13 protein-coding genes are annotated in these 20,712 nt (G+C 53.5%); 10 read left to right on the top strand and 3 right to left on the bottom strand.

Annotated features, from left to right (window positions below; translation table 11 throughout):
- The first annotated feature begins 1 nt into the window (after position 1).
- The 4 genes from AC5S26_RS13560 to AC5S26_RS13545 are packed head-to-tail and all read left to right on the top strand — an operon-like array spanning position 2 to position 2,468.
- On the top strand, positions 2-217 hold the full coding sequence (locus tag AC5S26_RS13560) for a hypothetical protein (RefSeq protein WP_494185446.1): 216 nt from the start codon (positions 2-4) through the stop codon (positions 215-217).
- Entirely contained in the window at positions 214-639 is a 426-nt protein-coding gene (locus AC5S26_RS13555; RefSeq protein ID WP_494185445.1) for a C-terminal helicase domain-containing protein, read from the top strand. The genes AC5S26_RS13560 and AC5S26_RS13555 overlap by 4 nt, the downstream gene beginning before the upstream one ends.
- On the top strand, positions 533-1,822 hold the full coding sequence (locus AC5S26_RS13550) for a PAS domain-containing sensor histidine kinase (protein ID WP_494185444.1): 1,290 nt from the start codon (positions 533-535) through the stop codon (positions 1,820-1,822). Before AC5S26_RS13555 ends, AC5S26_RS13550 begins: the two co-directional genes overlap by 107 nt.
- Positions 1,815-2,468 (top strand): response regulator, encoded by a 654-nt coding sequence (locus AC5S26_RS13545; protein WP_494185443.1) that lies wholly within the window; start codon positions 1,815-1,817, stop codon positions 2,466-2,468. Before AC5S26_RS13550 ends, AC5S26_RS13545 begins: the two co-directional genes overlap by 8 nt.
- Positions 2,469-2,473: 5 nt before the next feature.
- On the opposite strand, the gene AC5S26_RS13540 is transcribed toward AC5S26_RS13545, so the two are convergent.
- The gene (locus AC5S26_RS13540; RefSeq protein WP_494185442.1) at positions 2,474-3,940 is read right to left on the bottom strand and encodes an amidohydrolase family protein; all 1,467 of its coding nucleotides are present in this window, start codon (positions 3,938-3,940) and stop codon (positions 2,474-2,476) included.
- 207 nt (positions 3,941-4,147) lie between these two features.
- Here AC5S26_RS13540 and AC5S26_RS13535 point away from each other — a divergent pair, with 207 nt between their 5' ends.
- The 5 genes from AC5S26_RS13535 (at position 4,148) to AC5S26_RS13515 (ending at position 13,459) form a co-directional block, all read left to right on the top strand.
- Complete coding sequence (locus tag AC5S26_RS13535) at positions 4,148-5,491, top strand: acetamidase/formamidase family protein (RefSeq protein WP_494185441.1); 1,344 nt, start codon at positions 4,148-4,150, stop codon at positions 5,489-5,491.
- A gap of 133 nt (positions 5,492-5,624) precedes the next feature.
- Positions 5,625-9,155 (top strand): TonB-dependent receptor, encoded by a 3,531-nt coding sequence (locus AC5S26_RS13530; RefSeq protein ID WP_494185440.1) that lies wholly within the window; start codon positions 5,625-5,627, stop codon positions 9,153-9,155.
- A gap of 70 nt (positions 9,156-9,225) precedes the next feature.
- Entirely contained in the window at positions 9,226-10,248 is a 1,023-nt protein-coding gene (locus AC5S26_RS13525; RefSeq protein ID WP_494185439.1) for an acetamidase/formamidase family protein, read from the top strand.
- A 283-nt stretch (positions 10,249-10,531) separates the two neighbouring features.
- Positions 10,532-11,596: a M28 family peptidase gene (locus AC5S26_RS13520; protein WP_494185438.1), complete on the top strand. Its 1,065-nt coding sequence runs from the start codon at positions 10,532-10,534 to the stop codon at positions 11,594-11,596.
- 60 nt (positions 11,597-11,656) lie between these two features.
- The gene (locus tag AC5S26_RS13515; protein ID WP_494185437.1) at positions 11,657-13,459 is read left to right on the top strand and encodes an amidase; all 1,803 of its coding nucleotides are present in this window, start codon (positions 11,657-11,659) and stop codon (positions 13,457-13,459) included.
- On the opposite strand, the gene AC5S26_RS13510 is transcribed toward AC5S26_RS13515, so the two are convergent.
- Together AC5S26_RS13510 and AC5S26_RS13505 are read right to left on the bottom strand one after the other, a co-directional pair.
- On the bottom strand, positions 13,460-14,944 hold the full coding sequence (locus AC5S26_RS13510) for a M28 family metallopeptidase (protein ID WP_494185436.1): 1,485 nt from the start codon (positions 14,942-14,944) through the stop codon (positions 13,460-13,462).
- Positions 14,945-15,022: 78 nt separating this feature from the next.
- Complete coding sequence (locus AC5S26_RS13505; protein WP_494185435.1) at positions 15,023-18,121, bottom strand: TonB-dependent receptor; 3,099 nt, start codon at positions 18,119-18,121, stop codon at positions 15,023-15,025.
- Between the two features lie 352 nt (positions 18,122-18,473).
- Between AC5S26_RS13505 and AC5S26_RS13500 the strand changes: the two genes are divergently transcribed.
- On the top strand, positions 18,474-20,678 hold the full coding sequence (locus AC5S26_RS13500; RefSeq protein ID WP_494185434.1) for a M20/M25/M40 family metallo-hydrolase: 2,205 nt from the start codon (positions 18,474-18,476) through the stop codon (positions 20,676-20,678).
- Positions 20,679-20,712: the final 34 nt, after the last annotated feature.

The following is a 20,712-nucleotide window of genomic DNA, read 5'->3' as shown; positions in this document are numbered from 1 at the left end:
AGTGAAAGTCTTTATAGAAATCGAACGTGAGTTTGCGACTGGAGACAGAATTCAATTTACAGCCGGTGAAAAGAAGTTCAAGATAGCGAACCGCGACCTCGCGACCATTGTAAAGCTCGAGGACGGCAAGATGACCGTCGAGCTGGACGGCAAAGCGAAACGACAAGTCACCTTTGACACGGAGAAGTTGCGCCAGTTCGACTACGCTATGCTGTGACCTTGCATAGTTCCCAGGGCCTCACGGCTGACCGAGTGATCGCTAATAATCTAGATACCGATTCTTCACGCAGCCTCATCAACAGTCGCCTTGCATATGTTGCGATCTCTCGCGCCTCCGAAGATGCTCACATCTATACAAACAACGCAGAGATACTCGGCCAAAGGCTTGCAACCGACATCAGCAAAACGGCAGCAGTCGATTTCCGCCAGCCCAGCTCCATAGAACAGACGCGAGAAGCGGTCGCTGCTTTTCGCTGCAATGACCCAGCCAAGGCAACCGAGATATTGCAGAAGCAACAGCGGGTCTACGAGTATGTCAATCCCGATCACCGTATCGCGGCTGTTGCGCTCGATTACACTGCCCTTCAGACAGAGCGGTCATCGTCGCGCCGGACTCGGCCGAGCGGAACGTGCTCATGAGGCCCAAAGACTTCCAAAAACCGACTCTGGTAGCGCTATACTGCCATTAAGTCGGATCGACTTATCTCTGAAAATTCAACTAATGAGGTCTGCGATGAGAGATCTTGTATCGCTCGAAGCAGTTTCCGAATCGGCGTCTCTCGACCCGAATGCCAGCACCATTGCCGCGCGTCTACAGGCGTTATTTGAGCACAGCCCGGTTGCGATCGTCGCACTGGACCATGAGCACAGGTTTGTCATGTGCAATCCTGCCTTCATAGCGTTGTTCCAGTTTACGCAGGAAGAGATGCTGGCCACAGATATCGACCAGCTTATTGCGGCTCCGGATACGACTAACGAAGCTCGCAATCTTAGCCTTACGGTGTTGCGGGGCGAAAAAGTTCATACCGTTGCTCAACGTCGCCGTAAAGACGGCATGATCGTTGATGTTGAGATCTACGGTATTCCGCTCATTGTCGACGGCATCCTTAACGGAGTGTACGGCGTCTATCAGGACATAACCGAGCGCAATCACGCAAAAACAGCATATAAGCAACTTTCACAAATGCTGAATGATGCGCAGCATGAGGAACGTCGGCGTGTCGCCAGAGACCTTCACGACTCGACTTCGCAGGAGTTGGCGGTTCTCAACTGGAACCTGACAATGTTGTCAAAGATGGTTGGGGATCGTGATGCGACGCTGCAGGGGATGGTAGCGCAAACAAAAGAGATAGCGCTCCAGTGCTCATCGCGGATAAGAAGCGCTTCCTATCTCCTTCATCCGCCTTTATTAGGAAATGAAGGATTGCAGCCCATCGTCAGCCGGCTCGCTACTGAGTTTGAATTGCGCAGTGGAATTCACGTTACCCTCGATATTCAGGACAGCCTGGGAAGATTTGCGGATGTGATCGAGATCACCATATTTCGCGTCTTGCAGGAAGCTTTGGCGAATGTGATGCGCCACTCCGGAAGTCCCGTGGTACATCTGTCGCTATGGGAACAATCGGGATGGCTAACTCTCATCGTCTCCGATGAGGGGCGAAAGGTAGCAATGGTGAACCTCAAAAACGATCGCAGCGGCGTGGGTGTTTCAGGCATGCGTGAAAGACTTGAACAGCTTGGGGGACATCTGAGAATGGAACAAACAAATGATGGAACAACCGTGATCTCAGCGCTACCAATCGATCGAGAGACCAATGCCTGATCTACGCATTCTTATCGCAGATGATCATGAACTTATTCGCCGCGGCGTAAGAAATTTAATTTCTTTGCGCGGGGGATGGACGGTGGTTGGCGAAGCTTGCAACGGTGCCGACGCGGTAGAGCAGGCACAGAGTTTGAAGCCTGATGTCGCGATCATCGATTTTTCGATGCCTGAGCTCGATGGGCCGGCAGCGGCATTTCAGATTACGCAGGTATCGCCGGCCACGTCAGTCATTGTATTAACGATGCACGATTCGAACCATGTGATTCGCGAGGTTCTGCGCTCGGGTGCTAAGGGCTTCGTTTTGAAGACTGATGCAGATCAAGACCTGATCGAGGCCGTTGAAGCGGTGGCGCAGAAGCGACATTTCTTCACAAAGCGGGTTGCCGACGTGGTTCTGGAAGGATATCTGACTGGGCGCAACGCGAATGACAAGGAGGAAAAGGTTAAGCTTACAACGCGCGAACGCGAGATATTGTCTTTGCTCGCAGATGGCGTCTCGAGTAAACAGATCGCACTTAAACTCAATATCAGCGTACGAACCGTCGAATCACACCGGATCCACATTAATCGGAAACTTGGCTTCGGATCAATCGCAGAACTTGTGCGCTATGCGATACGCCATGGAATCGTAGGCGCAAACTGATCAGATCAGTATTCGCCGTATCGCCCTCTGACGGAATCGAGCAGCTTATTTGAGTCGTAAGCGACGCCGTCTTTCAGAACAATTTCTACATTCTCAATATCAGAAATCGTCTTGGATGGATCCCCTTTGACGATCATGAGGTCGGCGTTTTTCCCGATCTGCACCGATCCTGTCCTGGATTGAAGGTTCAGGTAAGTGGCGCCGTTCAGCGTTGCAATTTTGATAGCCTCCGGCACAGTGAATCCGGCATCTGTCACCAACAACTCCACCTCGTGCTGATCGCCGAAGCCGGGCAGAGTAGCGCCGTTGCCCGTCGGGTCAAGCCCGGCCATCAGAAAGCCCCCTGCTTCGACAAATTTGTGTTCCAACTTCACCGCGTTTTTGTAGTTTTGCGTTGCCCGCTGCGTGAGCGGAGTCTCCGGTGCAGTGTTGCGCCGGTTGCGCCCATAAAGATACGCTTCGAGCGCCTGAGGCGTCAGGGTAGAAAGGGCTTTCTGCCGGAGGGCCGGCTTGCCCGCCAGGTTCGCTTCAAAGACAGGCAATGTACTGGTGATTGCTACATGATGATCGACAAGTAACTTGATCAGAGCCGCGGCCTCTGTGCTATCCGGCGTCATTTTCGCAAGTGTTGCATTCCCGGTTTCCGGTGAGCAGACATCTGGCTGTTTGCCGGGATCAAGCTGTGTGTTTACAAAAAAACCATGCTCCAAGTTATCGATGCCCAGCTCCGCAGCTTCCGGATAGGTCACGGAGCATAGATGGCCAGTAACCTTCAGATGGAGTTCGTGAGCTGTCTTGATCGCGGCCTCCAACTCGGCCCGGGTGATGTGCATATATGCCTTGAAGTTAGTCGTTCCCTGAGCAGCCCAGAATTTAACAAAGGTCCTCGCGTCATCCGGGCCGCTGAGCGTATGCATCTGCATAAAGATATCGCTGACTCCCTGAAGATACGGCGCCGTAGGCTCAACATGCGGCCCGATCAGTCGACCAGCATCTATCAGCTTGCGAAGGTTGATATCGGCATAGGGTTCAACAGAGCCGGCAGTACGAATTGTCGTGACGCCATTGGCGAGATACATTCGTGGCGCAGAGAAGGTCATCTGAGGCAGAAGCGTCGGCCCCTCGGAGCCTGAAGCATCTGTGTTCGGTCGCTGGAGATAGTAGATATGGTCGTGCATCCCCACGAGACCTGGAAGCACTGTGTGCCCTTCAAGATTCCAAACCTCCGATCCTTCCGGGGGGGCGATGTCTTTGCCGATGCGCGTTATCTTTGCGCCTTCAACAACGATCGTCTGATCTTCCATTGCGGGTGCGCCCGTACCGTCGATAACGCGCACATGCGCGAGCACCTTAATCGGCAGATTCTTTCCGTAGTGATACTTTTCGCCGTTGTTCGCTTGTAGATTGCGCTGTGCAATTGCCGAGCAAGCAAAGATCGATAGTGAGACACAAACCGCAAGTTTAATTCGCATGGCTTGAAAGACTTTCTGACTGGAAGGGTTTTGATCAATCTAACAAAAGTTTTCTGAAGGCCGTGAAGAATATGCGCTGTCTCAATAGCTCCACAAATATTCGCCAAGAAGCTACGTAGTTTTACTAATAGGAAAGGAAGGCAATAGATGTGAGAGTTGAAGGAACCGTATAGCAACAGCATTTTTGTCGTCCGAAGGGGAAAATCTATGCGTTGGTTTCGATCAGCATTGTTGATAGCTGGACTAATCGTAAGTGCGCAATTAACGCTGGCAGCTGATCTCTCCGGTAAGTGGATAGCCGAGATTACAGGGCCCACACTGCTGGAACCCGCATACGCTCATGTAACGCTTCAGAATTCGGCGAACTCTCTTGCCGGGAGCTGGGGTGCAGACAGAATTAGCGGCTCCGTCAAAGGGGCGGACCTAACATTTGCCGTAACGAATGGCGAAGGTAGCAATATTGGCTCCATGACCGGAAAACTATCTGGCGACACTATCGAGGGAGCGGGTATGCTCGCAGGTCTGGGTCGTCGTGGAGGAGGATTTGCAAACCGTGCGCCGGTCACCGTTGAGATGAAGTTCGTCCTCACACGTAAACCGGAGCCGCCGGCAAAGCTGCGTGAGATTAATTACGAGCCGACAACGTTCCAAGCGTACTACTATGCCGGCAACAAGCCAGGCATTCACATCTTTCCTGGCGATATCGTCCACACTTGGGCCCCTGATTCGGCGGGCACCGACAAAAATCTAAAACGGGTTGCGCTGGGAGGCAATTCAAATATTGGCCCGATTTATGTTGAAGGGGCGTTGCCCGGCGATACCCTGGTCGTCCACCTTATCAAGATTGCTCCCAACCGTTCGACAGCGCGCCAGGGCAGCAGAATCCAGCAGTTCGGCGTGACACCTGCTTATAATCTCGCCGCCAAATACGACACTGGATTCAACGGTGAATATCTCCTCGATAATGCGACAGGGACCGCAGTACTCTCGCATCCGACCGAGGCGCTTAAGAACTTCAAACTGGCCATGAAGCCTATGCTGGGCTGCATTTCGGTTGCGCCGCCCGGTTTCGAGGCATTCACTGGTCCCCACCTTGGGTCCTATGGTGGCAACCTGGATTACAACGGAACTGTCTCCGGCACAACGATGTACTTTCCGGTCTTTCACCCCGGAGCGCTCTTTGGTTTTGGTGATGGGCACGCTGCTATGGCAGATGGAGAGATCACACAAACAGGGCTCGAGACTTCAATGGCCGTAGACTTCTCTGTTGAAGTGATCCGGGGTTATCAGACGCAAGGTGTGCGTGAAGAAGACGGAGAGTACATCATCTCGTTCGGCGTAGCGGGTTCGCTGCAAGAGGCGCTGAAGGTTTCCACGGCACAGCTTGCGACCTGGATCAAACATGATTACGGACTCACGGATAGCGAAGTCGCGCTCTTTCTCGGAGCCGTCATGAAGTACGAGGTGACTGAGCTGGTCGATCCGGAATTCGACGTCGTTTCGAAAGTTCCAAAGAGCGCGCTCGCCATGCTGACCGCTGTCAAACACTAGAAATGCGGGATTTCGAGGTGAGGACTACGTAGTTTTACGTAGTCCTCACCTCGCTTGCACAGTATTTAACCGAATTTCACAAAAGATTCGTTTTTGACACAATCGAGTCACTCAACTCAAAAGAGGTCTCGATATGAACTGGAAGCGCTCCCTTTCTGGTCTTCGCATTGGTGTATTCTCCGTCTTCACGATGCTGATCCCAGTGCCTACAGGCTTTTGTCAGACCTCGACGACGGGCGCTATTCGCGGCACCGTCACCGATCCTCAGGGGGCTGTGATCTCCGATGCCACGGTGACGATCACATCTCAGGCTACCGCTCAGGTGCGTACCGTGAAGACCGATCGCGATGGTCAGTACACAGTAGGATTGCTTCCTCCTGAGGTTTATAAGATCAGCATCGCCGCCTCTGGTTTCAAAACGCAGGAGCCGCCTCCGGTCACGATCGTCGTTACTGAAACCTATCGTTCCGATGCGAAGCTTGTACTTGGCAGTTCGACAGAAACCGTTGAAGTGAACGACATGGCTCCAGCGCTGCAGGTGGAGAACGCAGCCCTCGGCACCGTAATAGAAGGTAGTACCATCCGTGAGGTTCCGCTCACAAATCGCAACTACACACAGGTCCTGACCTTGTCTGCTGGTGTCGCAGGAGACGTGAATAACGCAGCTTCTCTGGGCAAGGGTACGCAGGATGTCTACGTCAACGGTGCAAGTAGTATTAGCAACAACTTTCACATGGACGGAGCTGATATCAACAATTTTGGCTCTGGACGCGCGGGAGATTTTGTGCAGCAGGCGGGTATTGCGATTCCAAATCCCGATTCGCTCCAGGAATTCAAGATTCAAACAACGAACTACGATGCTGGCTTTGGACGTGATGCTGGCGCGAATGTGGACGTCATCACAAAGTCAGGAACGAACAGCTTCCACGGGGCGGTGTGGGAATTTTTCCGTAACGACGTTTTGAATGCGAATGATACGTTTCTCAAGATTGGCGGACAGAACCGCGCCGTAATGAAACAAAACCAGTTCGGCGGATCAATCGGCGGACCCGTCATGAAAGATAAGCTCTTTTTCTTTGGCACGTATCAGGGAACACGTCAGGTCAATGGCCTTAGTGCAAGCTCATTAGCCAGCAACACCTTGTTCCCGCTAACCGACGACCGGAGCCGCGCCGCGATCGGCGCAATCGCTTGCCCTAACGGTGCCACATCTACTACGGCCGCAGGGCGTGCGAAATGGGCTCCGTTTTTCGGCGGTACGAACGTTGCTTGTGATGGCAGCAACATCAATCCTGTCGCTCTCAATCTCCTGAATCAAAAAATCGCGAACGGTACTTATCTCATTCCAACGCCCCAGAGGGTCAGCAATGACACCAACGGCAATCGCGTAGGACTGTCGACGTTCAGCATTCCGTCGCACTATAGCGAAGATCAGTTCATGGTCAACACCGACTACGTGTTGTCGGCAAAACACACATTTTCGCAGCGCTACTTCTATTCCAACCAACCACAGAACCAACCTTTCAGCAGCACGACGAACACGCCCGGAAACGGTGTCACTCCGACCTTCAACAGCCAGGTCGCCATCCTCAAACTAACCTCTGCGGTAACGTCTCATTTGTTGAACGAGGGACTGGTTGGATACATTCGCAACACTGGAAGACTGCAGACGCAAGCCAATCTGCGTTACGACCAGATCGGCATGACTGCTCCCAGCGATCCCACCTATCCGTTGACGCCGATTATCTCGACCACAGGCTATTTCAATCTCGGCGGCGTCAACAACGACGTCTCGTTTTCCGCGGTTAACACCTTCGAGATCAGCGATCAGATCTCATGGACCCACGGGAAACAAAGCATTCGCGCAGGTTTCCTTGGAGAGAAGAACCAGTTCAACTTCGACGATCCAAACAACAAGCGTGGAAGCCTGAATTTCCTCACCTTTCAGGATTTTCTTCTGGGTTTGAGTGCCGCTGGCACGGGTTCGGGTTTCAGCAACGTAAATACCAGCGGCAGTCAGCAGGGTTCGTACTATAAGGGCTATCGCGGAACTGCGATGGCGATGTTCATCCAAGACGACCTTAAGTTGAGATCGAATCTCACGATAAACGCTGGTTTACGCTGGGAGCTGAATAGCGGAGTCAGCACGAACAAGGGCGTGCTGACCACTTTCTGGCCCTCGCTAGTCACTCCATTTCAGCCTGTCCCCACCGGAGGTTCCTTTCAGGGATTTGTCGTACCGCGAAATTACACGGGAGCCCTTCCCGACGGTATTACGCGCTCGAACAGCATGAGCCTTGGAAACAATGATCTTCCGATGCATAACTTCGGCCCGCGCATTGGATTTGCGTACCAGCCATTCGGTTCCGAGAGCACAAGCGTGATCAGAGGCGGTTATGGCGTCTTCTATACGTTGCCGAATGCGAACTCGGTACTGCAGACGCTTGGCAACCAGCCATTTGTAAGCTCGGCGAGCCTTACAGGCGCGGCGAATGCGGCCGCCACCTTCCAGACTCCATATACGACAGTACTAACACCCGGTGTCTGGCGGCCACGCTCTCCCAATTACACGCTTACGGTGACTGGCGTTGCCGAAAATATCGACTCTCCCCTGGTGCAGCAGTACAACCTTGATGTGGAGCAGCAGCTTCCCTCAAAGTTCGTGCTCGAGGTTGGCTATGTTGGAACTCGCGGCACGCGTCTTGCAGAGTCACGCGCACTCAACAGGGCCTACCTCGCGAGTCCGCAAAACCCGATCAATGGTGTCACAACAAACTCAGTAGCTTCGGCCAATTTACAGGCCCGCGTGCCGTATCAGGGCTTTACTCCAGGTGGAGTGACTCGTATTGAAACCTACGGTTTCTCCAACTACAGCAGTCTCCAGTCGACCTTGCGCCGGCAACTGAGCCACGGACTTTTCGTGCAGGCTGCTTACACGTGGAGCAAGGCGATGACCACAGTCACTGGAGGCGATGGGCAAAATGGTGTCTTCTCCGGCGGAAGTGGAAACAGCAATGATCCCAACGATCGATATGCTCGATATGGTCTCGCTGGTTACGATCGAACAAATCGACTTGCAATCGCTTACACATGGCAGATTCCTGGGTTGAAGAATGCTGCTATGGTTGCCCGTATCGCGACAAGCGGCTGGAAGCTTTCAGGCGTAACAACGATGCAGTCAGGCAAACCACTGACGTTCACGGACACTCGCAACGGCACGGCTTATGGAACTGCGAGTCGCGCCCAATATGCCCCTGGACTTGGCAACAAGGATGTTCTTAATAAGAATGGCGGCGCGATACTTGATCGCATCAAGTCCAACACGTTTCTCACGCCGGGCAGTACGCTGTTTGTTGCCGCTCCAGCGGTTTCCAACAGTGCAGCATTCAACGGTGTCCAGGCTACCGACTATGGCAACAGTGGTACAAGCGTGGCACGCGGCCCTGGCAACGACAATTGGGATATGACACTCGCGAAAGAAACCCGCGTTGGAGGAATTCATGAGGCCTCAACCCTGACCTTCCGCACGGAGTTCTTCAATGTATGGAATCATGCCCAGTATGCGAATCCGGGAACAGGTGTAGGAACTGCCAGTTATGGTGTAATCAATGCTTCTTCGGTCGCACCTCGTTTAATTCAGTTCGCGATCAAGTATCAGTATTAGATCGCGATACCCGCTGGCTGATTTGGATCCAAGTTCAGTAGCCCATCATTTCGACGTATTTGGGAGAGTTATGCATAAATTTGTTCTAGTTGCAGGTTTGGTAGCGGGAGTTTCCTTTAACGCGTTTGCACAGCAGCCATATACTGTAAACGCCACCTCAAAGACTGTGTCGTGGGGATACTACGGGAGTATGCACCCAGCTCTGACCATTCATAGCGGCGATACGGTTGTCATGCAAACGCTTTCGACATGCGGTCCAACTGACAGGCTTATCGCTCGCGGGGTCAAAGCAGAAGATATTCCGCCATACAACGACGAGGTCTATAAGAACTATCCAGTAGGCGAAAAGGGACCGGGCGGCCATATTCTTACAGGACCAGTGGCCATTGCGGAGGCTGAACCTGGTGATGTCCTAGAGGTTCAAATTCAGAAAGTCACAATCGACGCACCATTTGCCTGCAATGGATTTGGCCTGCACCGTGGTTTCCTGCCAATGGAGTTCCCCTACAGTCGCAATCGCATCATTCCTCTCGATCGGGAAAAGATGCTCGGTTACTTCGCCCCTGGCATCGCTATTCCACTCCACCCATTCTTCGGCAGCATGGGTGTAGCAGGAGCAGCGGGAAAGATTGGGAGTACTGAACCATTTGCCCATGCAGGTAACATGGACAACAAGGAACTGGTTGCCGGCACAACGCTGTTCATCCCTGTAGCGGCAAAAGGTGCAATGTTCGAAGCGGGAGATGGTCATGCTGGGCAGGGAAATGGGGAGGTCGACATCACCGCACTCGAGACTTTCCTGACCGGAACTTTCAAGTTCATCGTTCACAAGGGCCATTCAATGAGCTGGCCACGAGCCGAAACACCGACGCACTACATCACAATGGGTTTCAGCCCTGATTTGAAAGAGGCAACCGAACACGCGTTGCGTGAGATGATCGACTTTCTTATTGAGACGAAGCACATGACGCGCGACGATGCCTATATGCTTTCGAGTGTTTCTGTGGATTTGGATATAACTGAGCTGGTTGACGGCAACGTCGGTGTGCACGCCATGTGTCCTAAAAACATATTTACTGGCTCGGAGAAGTAAAAAGTGCCTTTATTTGATCCTCTCTGAAATACGGCAGTTGCTCTGTCTTCTTAAACCGCTACGATTGCAAGAAACTATGGCAAACGCAAAAGTCTTTAGGAAACTCAAGAAAAATCTCATGATCGCCAGGTATTCTGGAGCCTTAATTCTGGGCCTTTGCACATCTCTCGCCTGGTCGCAACAGACATCGCCTATAGCGTCTGCAGTGGAGGGTTCTGGGACAAAGAACTCGTCCGATCCCATAGCGGTCATAGTCGATCGCTTAGACCTTGAGCGATATAAAGTGACGATCAAAGGGCTAACCCTGTTTGGAGATCGGCGCCAAGGCACAGACCGGAATCGTGCTGCGGTTGACTGGATCGAAGCGCAGCTGAAGAGCTACGGCTGCGCCAATGTTGAGCGCATCCATTACGACTACCAGCCTCCGCCCGGCGGGAGAACTGGTGCGGGCCGCCGCCCCACGGACCCTTCTATAGGGCCGGGCGGATCGCGCCGTCGGGGTAACATCTTTCCCGACACCGTGAATAACGACCCGATGAAACAACCCGACGTTAAACTACGCGAACTCAACTCGCAACCCTCCACACCCGGGCCTCGCGAAGAAGTCTATTGCACGAAGATTGGCTCAAAGCATCCGGATCAAATGTATATCCTCGGGGCACATATGGACGGCATCGGCTGGGGTGAAGCAGCCAACGATGATGGTTCCGGGACTGCGCTCGTGATGGAGCTTGCGCGCATCTTCAGTCATCCAGATGTGGTCACAGATGTTTCGATCCGCTTCGCGCTCTGGAACAATGAAGAGACAGGTTTGAATGGTGCGCGGGCTTACGTAGAGCAGCGTAAGGATCTGCAAGGGATCGAATCTCCATCCGGATCTGGAAAGTATCCTGAGCCAAGGTGGCTGGGCATGATCCAGCACGACATGATGCTGTTCGATCATGGAATGCCCTTGAAGGACGGGACGATGAATAAGCAACAGCGCCCCGAGGCGGATATTAACATCGAGTACCAAGTCACCTCTAAGTTCGCCGATGCTGCGATGGTATTGGCGCAAAAGTTCCAACTAGCGGACGATCAGTATGCCACCGATTATCCAGCGAATCTAGGTCCACACATGACCAATACCGATTCCTCGCCGTTTATGGATCTGACTCCCTCGCTTAGCATCCGTGAAATCGAGCGGGGCTCGCAGATGGGCAGTGGTTGGGATCCGCAGCATCATCAACCTACCGATGTCTATTCGTTCTATAGCGACAACGATTTTCGGTTGGGTCTGAATGCGGCCCAAACCACACTCGGGGCAATTGCTAAATTGACAGGAACTACACTATCCACTTCGAAATAGTGGGTGGGATACGGCAGACTAAATTTCTGCGGAGAGCGCTTAGCATTTAAATTAGATGTTATGGGCAAAGCAAGGTCACGCCGAAGGTTTCTAGTGGATGCATCGCTAGGAATAGTGGGAGCTGCTACCGCTTCTAATTCTGAGATGCAGATTCCTTCGCCACTAACACCTGGGGCTCCGCCGGCCTTTGGTACCGCACCCAGCACCGGGCCACAGGTTTCAGTGGCGACGTTTGCAGAAGCCGAAAAGCTCGTGCAGGTCGAGATGACTGCACATGATCGCGCCAAGGCGGCAAGCAACTGGCGAAACTCGATGGCATCACTTTACGAACGTCGCACAGGGCCGCGTAAGGTTGCAGTACCCGATGGAGTTGCGCCGTACTCGACATGGAATCCTGTGTTGCCAGGCCATGCTCTTCAATCCGAACCGAGCCAGTTTGTTCGCAGCAATGTCAATGTAAGGAAGTTGCCCGCGAACGACGATCAGATTGCTTTTGCTTCAGTGTCGCAACTGTCGCGCTGGGTTGAGACTCGACAGCTTACCTCCGAGCGACTGACGAATATCTATCTGGAGCGTATCGCACGTCACGATAGCCGACTTCGTTGTGTGATTACTCTTACCCGTGAGTTGGCGCTGCGACAAGCAAAGCAGGCCGACGCGGAGATCGCTATGGGTAAGTATCGCGGCCCGCTGCATGGTATTCCATGGGGAGCTAAGGACCTGCTCGATACTGCGGGTATTGCAACCACATATGGTGCAGAACCATATCGTGGACGTATTCCCACCAAAGATGCTGTGGTTGTGAGCAAGCTTCATGAAGCTGGAGCGGTGCTTATTGCAAAGCTCAGCCTTGGTGCCCTTGCGCTGAATGACATATGGTTTGGTGGGCAGACGTTGAATCCGTGGCTACTTGTTGAGGGGGCTTCGGGTTCGAGTGCCGGCCCGGGTGCAGCAACGGCAGCAGGGCTCGTCGGCTTCTCGATTGGTTCAGAGACAGGAGGCAGCATTGTCAGTCCGAGCATGCGTTGCGGGGTAAACGGTCTCCGTCCAACCTACGGTCGTGTTGCTCGTACGGGAGCGATGACGCTGTGCTGGTCTCTCGACAAGCTGGGCCCAATGTGCCGCTCGGTCGAAGATACGCTGCTGATTCTACAGGCGATCTCCGGACCCGATGCGGGAGATGTCTCGAGTGTTACTTCCGTGCTGAACTATGATGGGCGGGCTTCAGTCGCCGGTCTGAAGGTTGGTTATTTTCCGACGTGGATGAATGAAGCTCCGGCAACAACGGTAGATCGTGCAGCTCTTGAGGCTGTGCGTAAGTTGGGGATGACACCCGTTGAGGTAAAGTTACCGGACTGGCCGTACGACTCGCTTCAGTTGATTCTCTTTGCAGAGGCTGCTGCAGCGTTCGAAGAGTTGACGCTAAGCCACAAGGTGGATGAGTTGAAGGCGCAGGTCCCCGATGCATGGCCAAACAGCTTTCGCCAGGCGCGATTCCTCTCCGCTGTGGACTTCGTACAATCGGATCGTCTGCGTCGGATGGTCGCGATAGAGATGGCGCGTATTTTCTCGCAAGTGGACCTGCTGCTGGTGCCTTCGCTGCGTAACGAAATGCTGACGATCACAAACTTTACCGGACATCCATCGCTGACGATGCGAGCTGGCTTTGTTGAGGTCACGCAGGCACGCAGCGACTGGGCTCCTGACCCCGAGCATCCGCTGCCTCGATTCGATCCACCGCGCCGCGTTCCTCACGGAGTCACCCTGATAGGGAGGTTATTTGACGAAGGCACGCTTGGACGAGTTGGACTCGCGCTTGAGCGTGCCTTCGGTGTGACCGATGAGCATCCGCCAGAATTCTAGCTATCGTTCGCGGCTTGGAATCGGAGCAACGGCCTGGCTGCAAACCTGCTTCACGGAGCATGCCTGAACTCCGAAGAAGACATTATCCTTTGATACAGGAAGCCGCACTGAATTTGGTCCGGGGCCAGGGAAGTCTTTCGCGTCCGCGACGTATTGCCAATCGTTCACGGCTGTTTCGCGCCATACGATCTGGTAGTGCACGTCGCCACCAAAACTCGTCGGAGCCTCCCATTTGAGTATGGTGTCATTATCCAGATTTGAAGTGGTTACGCGAAGCTGCTGTGGCACTCCAGGGGAGTTCGCCAGTGATGCAAGCGTGGCGATGTTGAGGCGTGCGACCTGTGCGATGTAATTGAAATCGTCGAACTTGAGCAGATCTCCGTACTCTTTGCCATTCTCAGTGCGGACGTGTTGGTGCTGGTGATCGTAATTCTCGCGCCACTCTGTAAACCGGACTGACGGAAAGCCTTCATCACTGAACGATTTGTGATCGCCGCCGCGCAGAAAGCGGTCGAGGCGAAGCTCCATAACAGCGTGAAAGGGTTCGCGTCCGGTTGAGAGATAGGCGCGATCTACTGCCAGTACCTGTCGCGCGAGTTGGCGGGATGGTGTCTCGTTTTCGCCGCCAATACTAAGGGTCTGGCGGATTAGCTCGATGGGAGATGTCGGCAGGATACCTTGCGAGAAGACGCGGATGCGCTGCTTGTTCTGGAGCGTATCTCCTGGCGTGGTGTCACCACCGACGATGTCGTTGTTCAGTACTCCTTCAAGCTGCCAACCTTCTTTCTGGGCTCGCAGGGCGAGGTGATGGGAGCCATTAAGCCCCTGTTCTTCGCCAGCAACGGCGACGAAGACGATGGTCGCCGGAAACTTGTATTTACTAAGCACGCGTGCAGCTTCCATGGAGACGGCGGTGCCGCTGGAGTCATCGTTGGCGCCGGGAGCGAAGTCATGCGTATTCATGACATCAGTCTCGCGGGTGTCATAGTGGCCTGTGATTAGATACATGCGCTTCGCTGCTATCGGGTCAGATCCACGCAGAATTGCAAAGACATTGCGAAGCGGCGTCGGCTTGATAATGCGCGGACGACTATTGTTGAAGCCTGCCTGAGGCTGCTCGACAAACTCGTCGAATTGCACTTCGAGACAACCTCCGCAGTCTTTGCTGTAGCTATCGAACTGCGATTTGATCCAATCGGCAGCAGCGAGTACGCCAGTCCCAGGTTTAAGGTCAGTCTCAGTCGATGAGATGGTGGAGCGGTTGTTGAATTCTACGAGGTGGATGATGTTTGCCTTGATCTGCTCAGTAGAGACTGACTTCAGTGCGGCCAGAATCTGCGGATCAGCTGGCGCTGCTTTCAGTGGTGAACCGGAAGCTTCATAGTCCAGCTTCGGAACTGTCGAACGACTTGTCTTCTGCGCGACTGCCGAGCCAAGTGAAACAAGTGTGAATGCTGAGATTACAGCGAGGTAGATCGTTTTCATTGGGAATCCTTGCAGTGGGCGATATTGAAACGGCGCTCCTATTGTGGAGCGCCGTCGGGCTACAGCCAGTGTGTGCGCTTAGAAGATGATCTTACCTACAATCTGGAGCTGCCGCGATGAGCCGAGGTCTCCAACGGGAAAGCGTGTACCAGAGATCAAACCAAAGCTAGAATTAGCTGCGATGGTCGTTTGTCCCGCCGCAGGAAGAGCGATCGTCGTGGATGGGTTGCCGAAGCTCGCGTGGTTGAAGATATCGAATACATCCACACGAAATTGGAACTTTACCTGCTCTGTGATCGCGGTATTCTTCTCGATCGAGAAGTCAGTATCGGCGAATCCTGGTCCTACAAGTGCATTGCGCGAAAGATTGCCGAAGCCCGCGGTTGGTGTGAGCGCCTGGTAGACGCAGGTTGGCGTAACTGCGCCGTTTATACACAGGTCTGCTCCCAACCAACGCACAGTAGAGTTACTCGGACGTGTCTTTTGATACTGCACCGGTTGAAGTAGGTTTGGGTGAAGTACATTTGCGGTTCCGGTAAAGGTGGATGCCGTCGTGATGTTGAGCGGATTCCCGGTTTGCCACTGGGAGATGCCTGAGAGCTGCCAGCCTGCGACAAGGCGGTTGCCCTTGAACGGAAGCGCGTAGATGGCATTGACCGAGATGCGATGACGCGTGTCATAGTCTGAGGGGCCATAGTTCAGGTAGGGACGTGTAGCGTCTTGCAGAACCGTTGTGCCCAGTGAACCAGTGTCGAGAGATTTTGAGTAGTTGTAGTTGAAATTGAAGTTCAGGCCGTTGTGGAAGGCCTTCCGCGCGGTCGCCCACATGGCGTTATAGTTCGACATGCCGATGGAAGAAGTCTGGGTGATATTAACGTTGCTAATGTTCGCGTCGTGGGATATTGGGCTCGAGCTTGATATAGCTTTAAACGGACGTACACCCGCGGCGTTGGGCTGATTGACATTAAGCGGAGTGCGCAGGTGCTTGCCTACAGAACCATAATAACCAATCGAAGTGACGATGCCATACGGCAGCTCCTGTTGAAGGTTGAAGTTGAAGGTTTCGGTATAAGCGTTGCGGAGGTTGCGTTGCACACCAGTGATGCCGATTCCGGCCGCACCGGCAGAGCTATACAGGCTGGAGAGAGGAATCGTGGTGGTGGCGTTGCTGTACGTCACGCGATTTGCAAAGGGCGGATTGCCATTCAGGCCGCTGATGACGTTGGTTTCAGGTTGGTCGGCCATGTATCCATAAGCGCCACGCAGAACTGTCTTACTGTTTCCAAAGACGTCATAAGCGAAGCCTAGCCGCGGCTCATAGTTGTAGTTCTGGCTGTAGGGGCTGTTGCCGTATCCGTGTGTACCGACCTGATAGAGCGAGACACTTGGGAGATCGAAGACAACGAGGCGATTCGCGCCGTCCATCGGTGAGCCGTTCCACTCGAAGCGGAAGCCAAGCTCAAGCGTCATAGTAGGTGTAACCTTCCATGCGTCCTGAACGAATGCACCAAGTGCATTCGCGTAAAGGCGGTTAGAAGTACGCGTGGGAGTGATCGTGAAGCTGTTCGCGCTCCCGGTCTGGAAGTTCGCAACCGTATTGAAGCCGATCGTACCGGTATCCTGCGAAAAGTTTACGTTGAGAAAGCGCCGGAATTCACCGCCGAACTTGACCGAGTGTTTTCCGACTGTGTATGTCGCTGTATCTGAGAATATTCCCAGTGTGTCAAAACGTCCCTGGGGGAAGTTGGAGGGGCCACCGAAGTTCAGACCAGGTCCAGTGATGGTGATCTGGGGGATGCCGTTCGGCCCAGTGGTTCCGGTTCCCAGTCCAAGCGTTGTCGGGTCTGTGGTCACGTTTGGATTGAAGGAGATTGAAATACGGTTGAACCCAAGGCGGGCTTCATTAACCAGCCTCGGGTTGAAGATATGCGTCTCATTCAGTGTAAGAATCTGACGCGTCGCAGTTCGATTGTCACCAAAGCCAGAAACGGTATTACCTTGCAATGTAGGCTCGGTTCGTTTGTCCTTCTGTAGAGCATAGAATCCATGCACGGTGTCGTTCGGGCCAAAGGTATGATTGACGTCGATTGTTCCCTGATCGGTGTTAACCGGACCGGATGCAGTACCAATAAAGCGAGAGCCTGTAGTGTCATTGGCGCGAGGGATAAGATCGAGCAGGTTCCGGGATACAGAATTCGTAACGTCGGCCCGCTGCGAGTCCGTAAGCACGCCGCTGTTAATGTTTAGGCCCTGCGACTGCCGTAGCCCCTCGTAGCTGGCGAAGAAAAAGGTGTGATCTTTCCAGATGGGGCCGCCGAGAGCGCCGCCGAAGTTGTGGCGCTTTAGCGGTGCCACCTTGGTTCCTGCGGGACTGAAGTAGTTGCGCGCATCCAGAGCTTCATTACGAATGTAGTCAAACGCTTCGCCGTGAAAGGTATTCGTACCGGAGCGAGTGCTGACGTTAACGACTGAACCGGAGGAACGACCGTATTCTGCAGAGAAAGTCTGGTTGTTGATCTTAAATTCAGAGGTCGTGTTGATCGAAGGCTGAAACGTGATCTGGTTTTGCGTCATGTCGTTCAGGTTCACACCGTTGATCTGAAAGTTCACGGAGTCCTCACGGTTGCCGGCGGTGACAAAAGAGTTTGCTCCAAGTCCGCGGCTCGGAGCGGTGAGACTGCCTGCTGCCGGAGCGGTTACCCCACCAGGGGTCAACACAGTCAGGTCAAGGAAGTGACGTCCATTCAAAGGGACTTCTTGAACAGTTTGCCGATCGATAACTTGCCCGACGGTAATGCTTTCAGAGTCAATCAGTGGGGCCGCTCCCTCTACCTGAATGTTCTCGCCGGCAGATTCGACAGTCATTGCAATGTCAAGGTTCGTTTTTGCATCGACAAGGAGCGTGAGTTTCTGAAGGGTGTAGGCGCCAAAGCCAGGTGCTGTTACGTGAACGGAGTAATCTCCGGGCGCAAGCGATGGAACAACGTACTGTCCAACGGTATCGGAAGTGATAACGCGTTCCGCTCCCGTGCCCAGATTGCGAACTGTAACAAGCGCTCCCGGCAGTACAGCTCCGGAAGGATCCTTGATCGTGCCTGAGAGTGTTGATGTGGATTGTGCGAGTGCCTGTGCTGCGACAAGCAGCACGAATGCCAAAATCAAGCCGTATCTTTTCATGTTGCCTCCGAAAGCGTGGTCCAACGTTGCGACATCCCTCTATCTAAACTCCGCTGCACAAAAAGCAACTGGAGGTGTAACAAGCGGCATCGGGCATGTCCAAATACGCCATGCGTCGCCCATTCATCCGATTTGCGATGAAATGAAAGCATCCTGAGAAAGCGCATGCACTTCCGCTTCCCAAGCTGTAGGTCATGATCCGCTCAGGGAATTGCAATTAAATTGGGCGTTTGAATGTTGCAGGTGCGACAAACAATGATGAATGTTGTATTTCTGTCCTGTAACTGTCTCGTAATATATCAGATATCAGCTTGCTGTCTAGTCGTTCTTTTCATTCGTAAAAGGAAAATATATGCATCGTGTGGCCCTCTCCATTTTGCTCTCCTGTGCCTATTGCTCGGCGCAGACTTCTTCCGTGGAAGCCGACCTGAAGTGGCTCACTGAGGCACCTGCTGTGAGTGGATATGAAGCGCCGGTCGTTTCGCATATCGAGAAGCAGTTGGCAGGGCTTCACCCGCAGCGCGACAACATGGGAAATCTAACCATCACTTTTGGCTCTGGAATGCCGCACAGAATGATTGCCGCACCAATAGATGAGCCGGGCTATGTTGTGAGCCGCATAGAGGATGATGGTTACCTGCGTGTCGTGAGGCTGCCCCAGAGTGGTTTACCTCCACACTACAACGAGATGCAGAACGCTCAGCCGATGGTTGTGACAACGCGCAATGGAAGTTCGCGATCCGCTGTGATTGCCGGACTGTCGATCCATCTACAGCCAGGGCGCGCAAATATTCCTGATCCTGATGACATGGACAATATGTATGTTGATGTTGGTGCGCGAACCAAAGCCGAGGTATTGGGCAGTGGAATAGATGTCTTGAGCCCCATTGCAGCTGAGAGAAGGCTTGTTGCGGTAGGGATGCACCAATGGGCGGCAACTACGATCGGAGATCGCTTTGGAGCTGCTTTACTGATGCAGATTGCTCAGGCGCTGCCGCACACAAAACCTGCTGGCACAGTAACACTGGCATTTGTCACACAGCAGTGGACGGGCTCTCGCGGCTTGACTCGCATATTGCAGCAGTTCCACCCGGATGAACTTATCTATCTGGGCCGAAGCAACAAGTCGCAGGTTCAGCGAGGTAGCTCCCGCGAAAGCGAACTGCCCGCGAAACAGCCCACACTCGGCTCAGGCGCAGTTCTGAGCGTATCGACTGATCGCACTTCGACGGAAGATGACAACTGGTCAGTCAGTACGGAAGCACTTCAAACCATCCGCGCTGCGCCGATTCTGATGCGTGGATATGGGCCACCCGTTCCATTGCCACGGCACACGGCACATCTCAGTGTCCCTGTACTTTATCCACTCACCTCTGGCGAAACGATCGACAGTAGGGATCTCGAATCCCTGTCTCATCTTCTGGCAGAGTACCTCGGCATAAAGATGAAACCCGTCACAGTAGAGCAAAGATCTGCGACCGCCTACCCTTCTCTGCCTCTTGCCCCTAAAACGATCCCCTCGAACGAGTCACTTCTCAAGTTGCTGACAACGGTATATGGAGTAAGTGAGCAAGAGGGAAGGACTCGCGAAGCCGTGCAGCACATGCTGCCAGCGTGGTCTCATCCAACGACCGATGATGCAGGGAATCTCATTCTGCATCTGGGACCCTCGACCGGGCCTGGGATGGTATTCATGGCGCATACCGATGAACTTGGGTTTCGTGTACGCGCGATTGATCCGGATGGTACGCTGCAACTCGACAACAAAGGCGGGGGCACGACCTCGTTCTACTGGGGGCATCCTGCTCTGGTGCATACTGCGAGCGGGATACGTGGAAGCGTCGTTGCGCTTCCTCCAAACTTTGAAACAGCGCAGTTCCACTTTCCGACGGACTTCCGAACCCCGGCTTCGCTCAATGTGGGCGCCTCCTCATCAGATGAGGTGAGTCAGTTAGGTATCAAGATCGGTGATACCGTCACCGTGCAGAAGAATTTTCATTCTTTGCTTGATCGTAGGGTGTCTGTGCGCAGCCTCGACGACCGCGTGGGCTGTGTTGCGTTGATCCATGCCGTTTGGGATCTTGGCGAAAAATTTCAGCGAAACGTTACTTTTGTATGGTCAACCCGCGAAGAACTGGGACTGTTGGGATCCATCGCCTATGCTGAAGCCGCGAATAGAGCAGGAGCTGTTCCTGCAACTGTCTTTTCGATCGATACCTTCGTCTCGTCCGATTCGCCGATAGAGTCTCATCGCTTTGCGGATGGAGTCCTGGGTGAAGGGTTTGTGGTTCGTGCAATCGATAACTCAAACATTGTGCCCTGGGCTGACGTAATGCAAGTGCAGTCGATTGCGAAGGCCCACCATATAGCGGTGCAATATGGAGCTACCGGAGGAGGCAATGATGGCGCGGCATTTCAACGCTATGGCGCAACGGATGTCGCGCTGAGCTGGCCCTTACGGAACTCTCATTCGCCGGGAGAGGTGATGGACTTGAGCGATCTTAACGCGCTGGCCAATATCACCGCCGCCCTCGCTCGTGAGTGGCGAACAAAATAATCAGATGCAACTGCCATCATTTACATTGTTGGGG

The sequence above is a fragment of the Edaphobacter sp. FHG110511_03 genome (assembly GCF_059115365.1).
Note: the sequence above shows the minus strand (reverse complement) of the source record. Positions and strands in the feature narration are given on the sequence as shown.

What these genes read in the sequence shown, in the direction of transcription:
- AC5S26_RS13525 (WP_494185439.1), top strand. Translation starts at nt 9,226, where the DNA reads ATGCATAAATTTGTTCTAGTTGCAGGTTTGGTAGCGGGAGTTTCCTTT.
- AC5S26_RS13540 (WP_494185442.1), bottom strand. Translation starts at nt 3,940, where the DNA reads ATGCGAATTAAACTTGCGGTTTGTGTCTCACTATCGATCTTTGCTTGC.
- AC5S26_RS13500 (WP_494185434.1), top strand. Translation starts at nt 18,474, where the DNA reads ATGCATCGTGTGGCCCTCTCCATTTTGCTCTCCTGTGCCTATTGCTCG.
- AC5S26_RS13505 (WP_494185435.1), bottom strand. Translation starts at nt 18,121, where the DNA reads ATGAAAAGATACGGCTTGATTTTGGCATTCGTGCTGCTTGTCGCAGCA.
- AC5S26_RS13535 (WP_494185441.1), top strand. Translation starts at nt 4,148, where the DNA reads ATGCGTTGGTTTCGATCAGCATTGTTGATAGCTGGACTAATCGTAAGT.
- AC5S26_RS13515 (WP_494185437.1), top strand. Translation starts at nt 11,657, where the DNA reads ATGGGCAAAGCAAGGTCACGCCGAAGGTTTCTAGTGGATGCATCGCTA.
- AC5S26_RS13530 (WP_494185440.1), top strand. Translation starts at nt 5,625, where the DNA reads ATGAACTGGAAGCGCTCCCTTTCTGGTCTTCGCATTGGTGTATTCTCC.
- AC5S26_RS13545 (WP_494185443.1), top strand. Translation starts at nt 1,815, where the DNA reads ATGCCTGATCTACGCATTCTTATCGCAGATGATCATGAACTTATTCGC.
- AC5S26_RS13510 (WP_494185436.1), bottom strand. Translation starts at nt 14,944, where the DNA reads ATGAAAACGATCTACCTCGCTGTAATCTCAGCATTCACACTTGTTTCA.
- AC5S26_RS13550 (WP_494185444.1), top strand. Translation starts at nt 533, where the DNA reads ATGTCAATCCCGATCACCGTATCGCGGCTGTTGCGCTCGATTACACTG.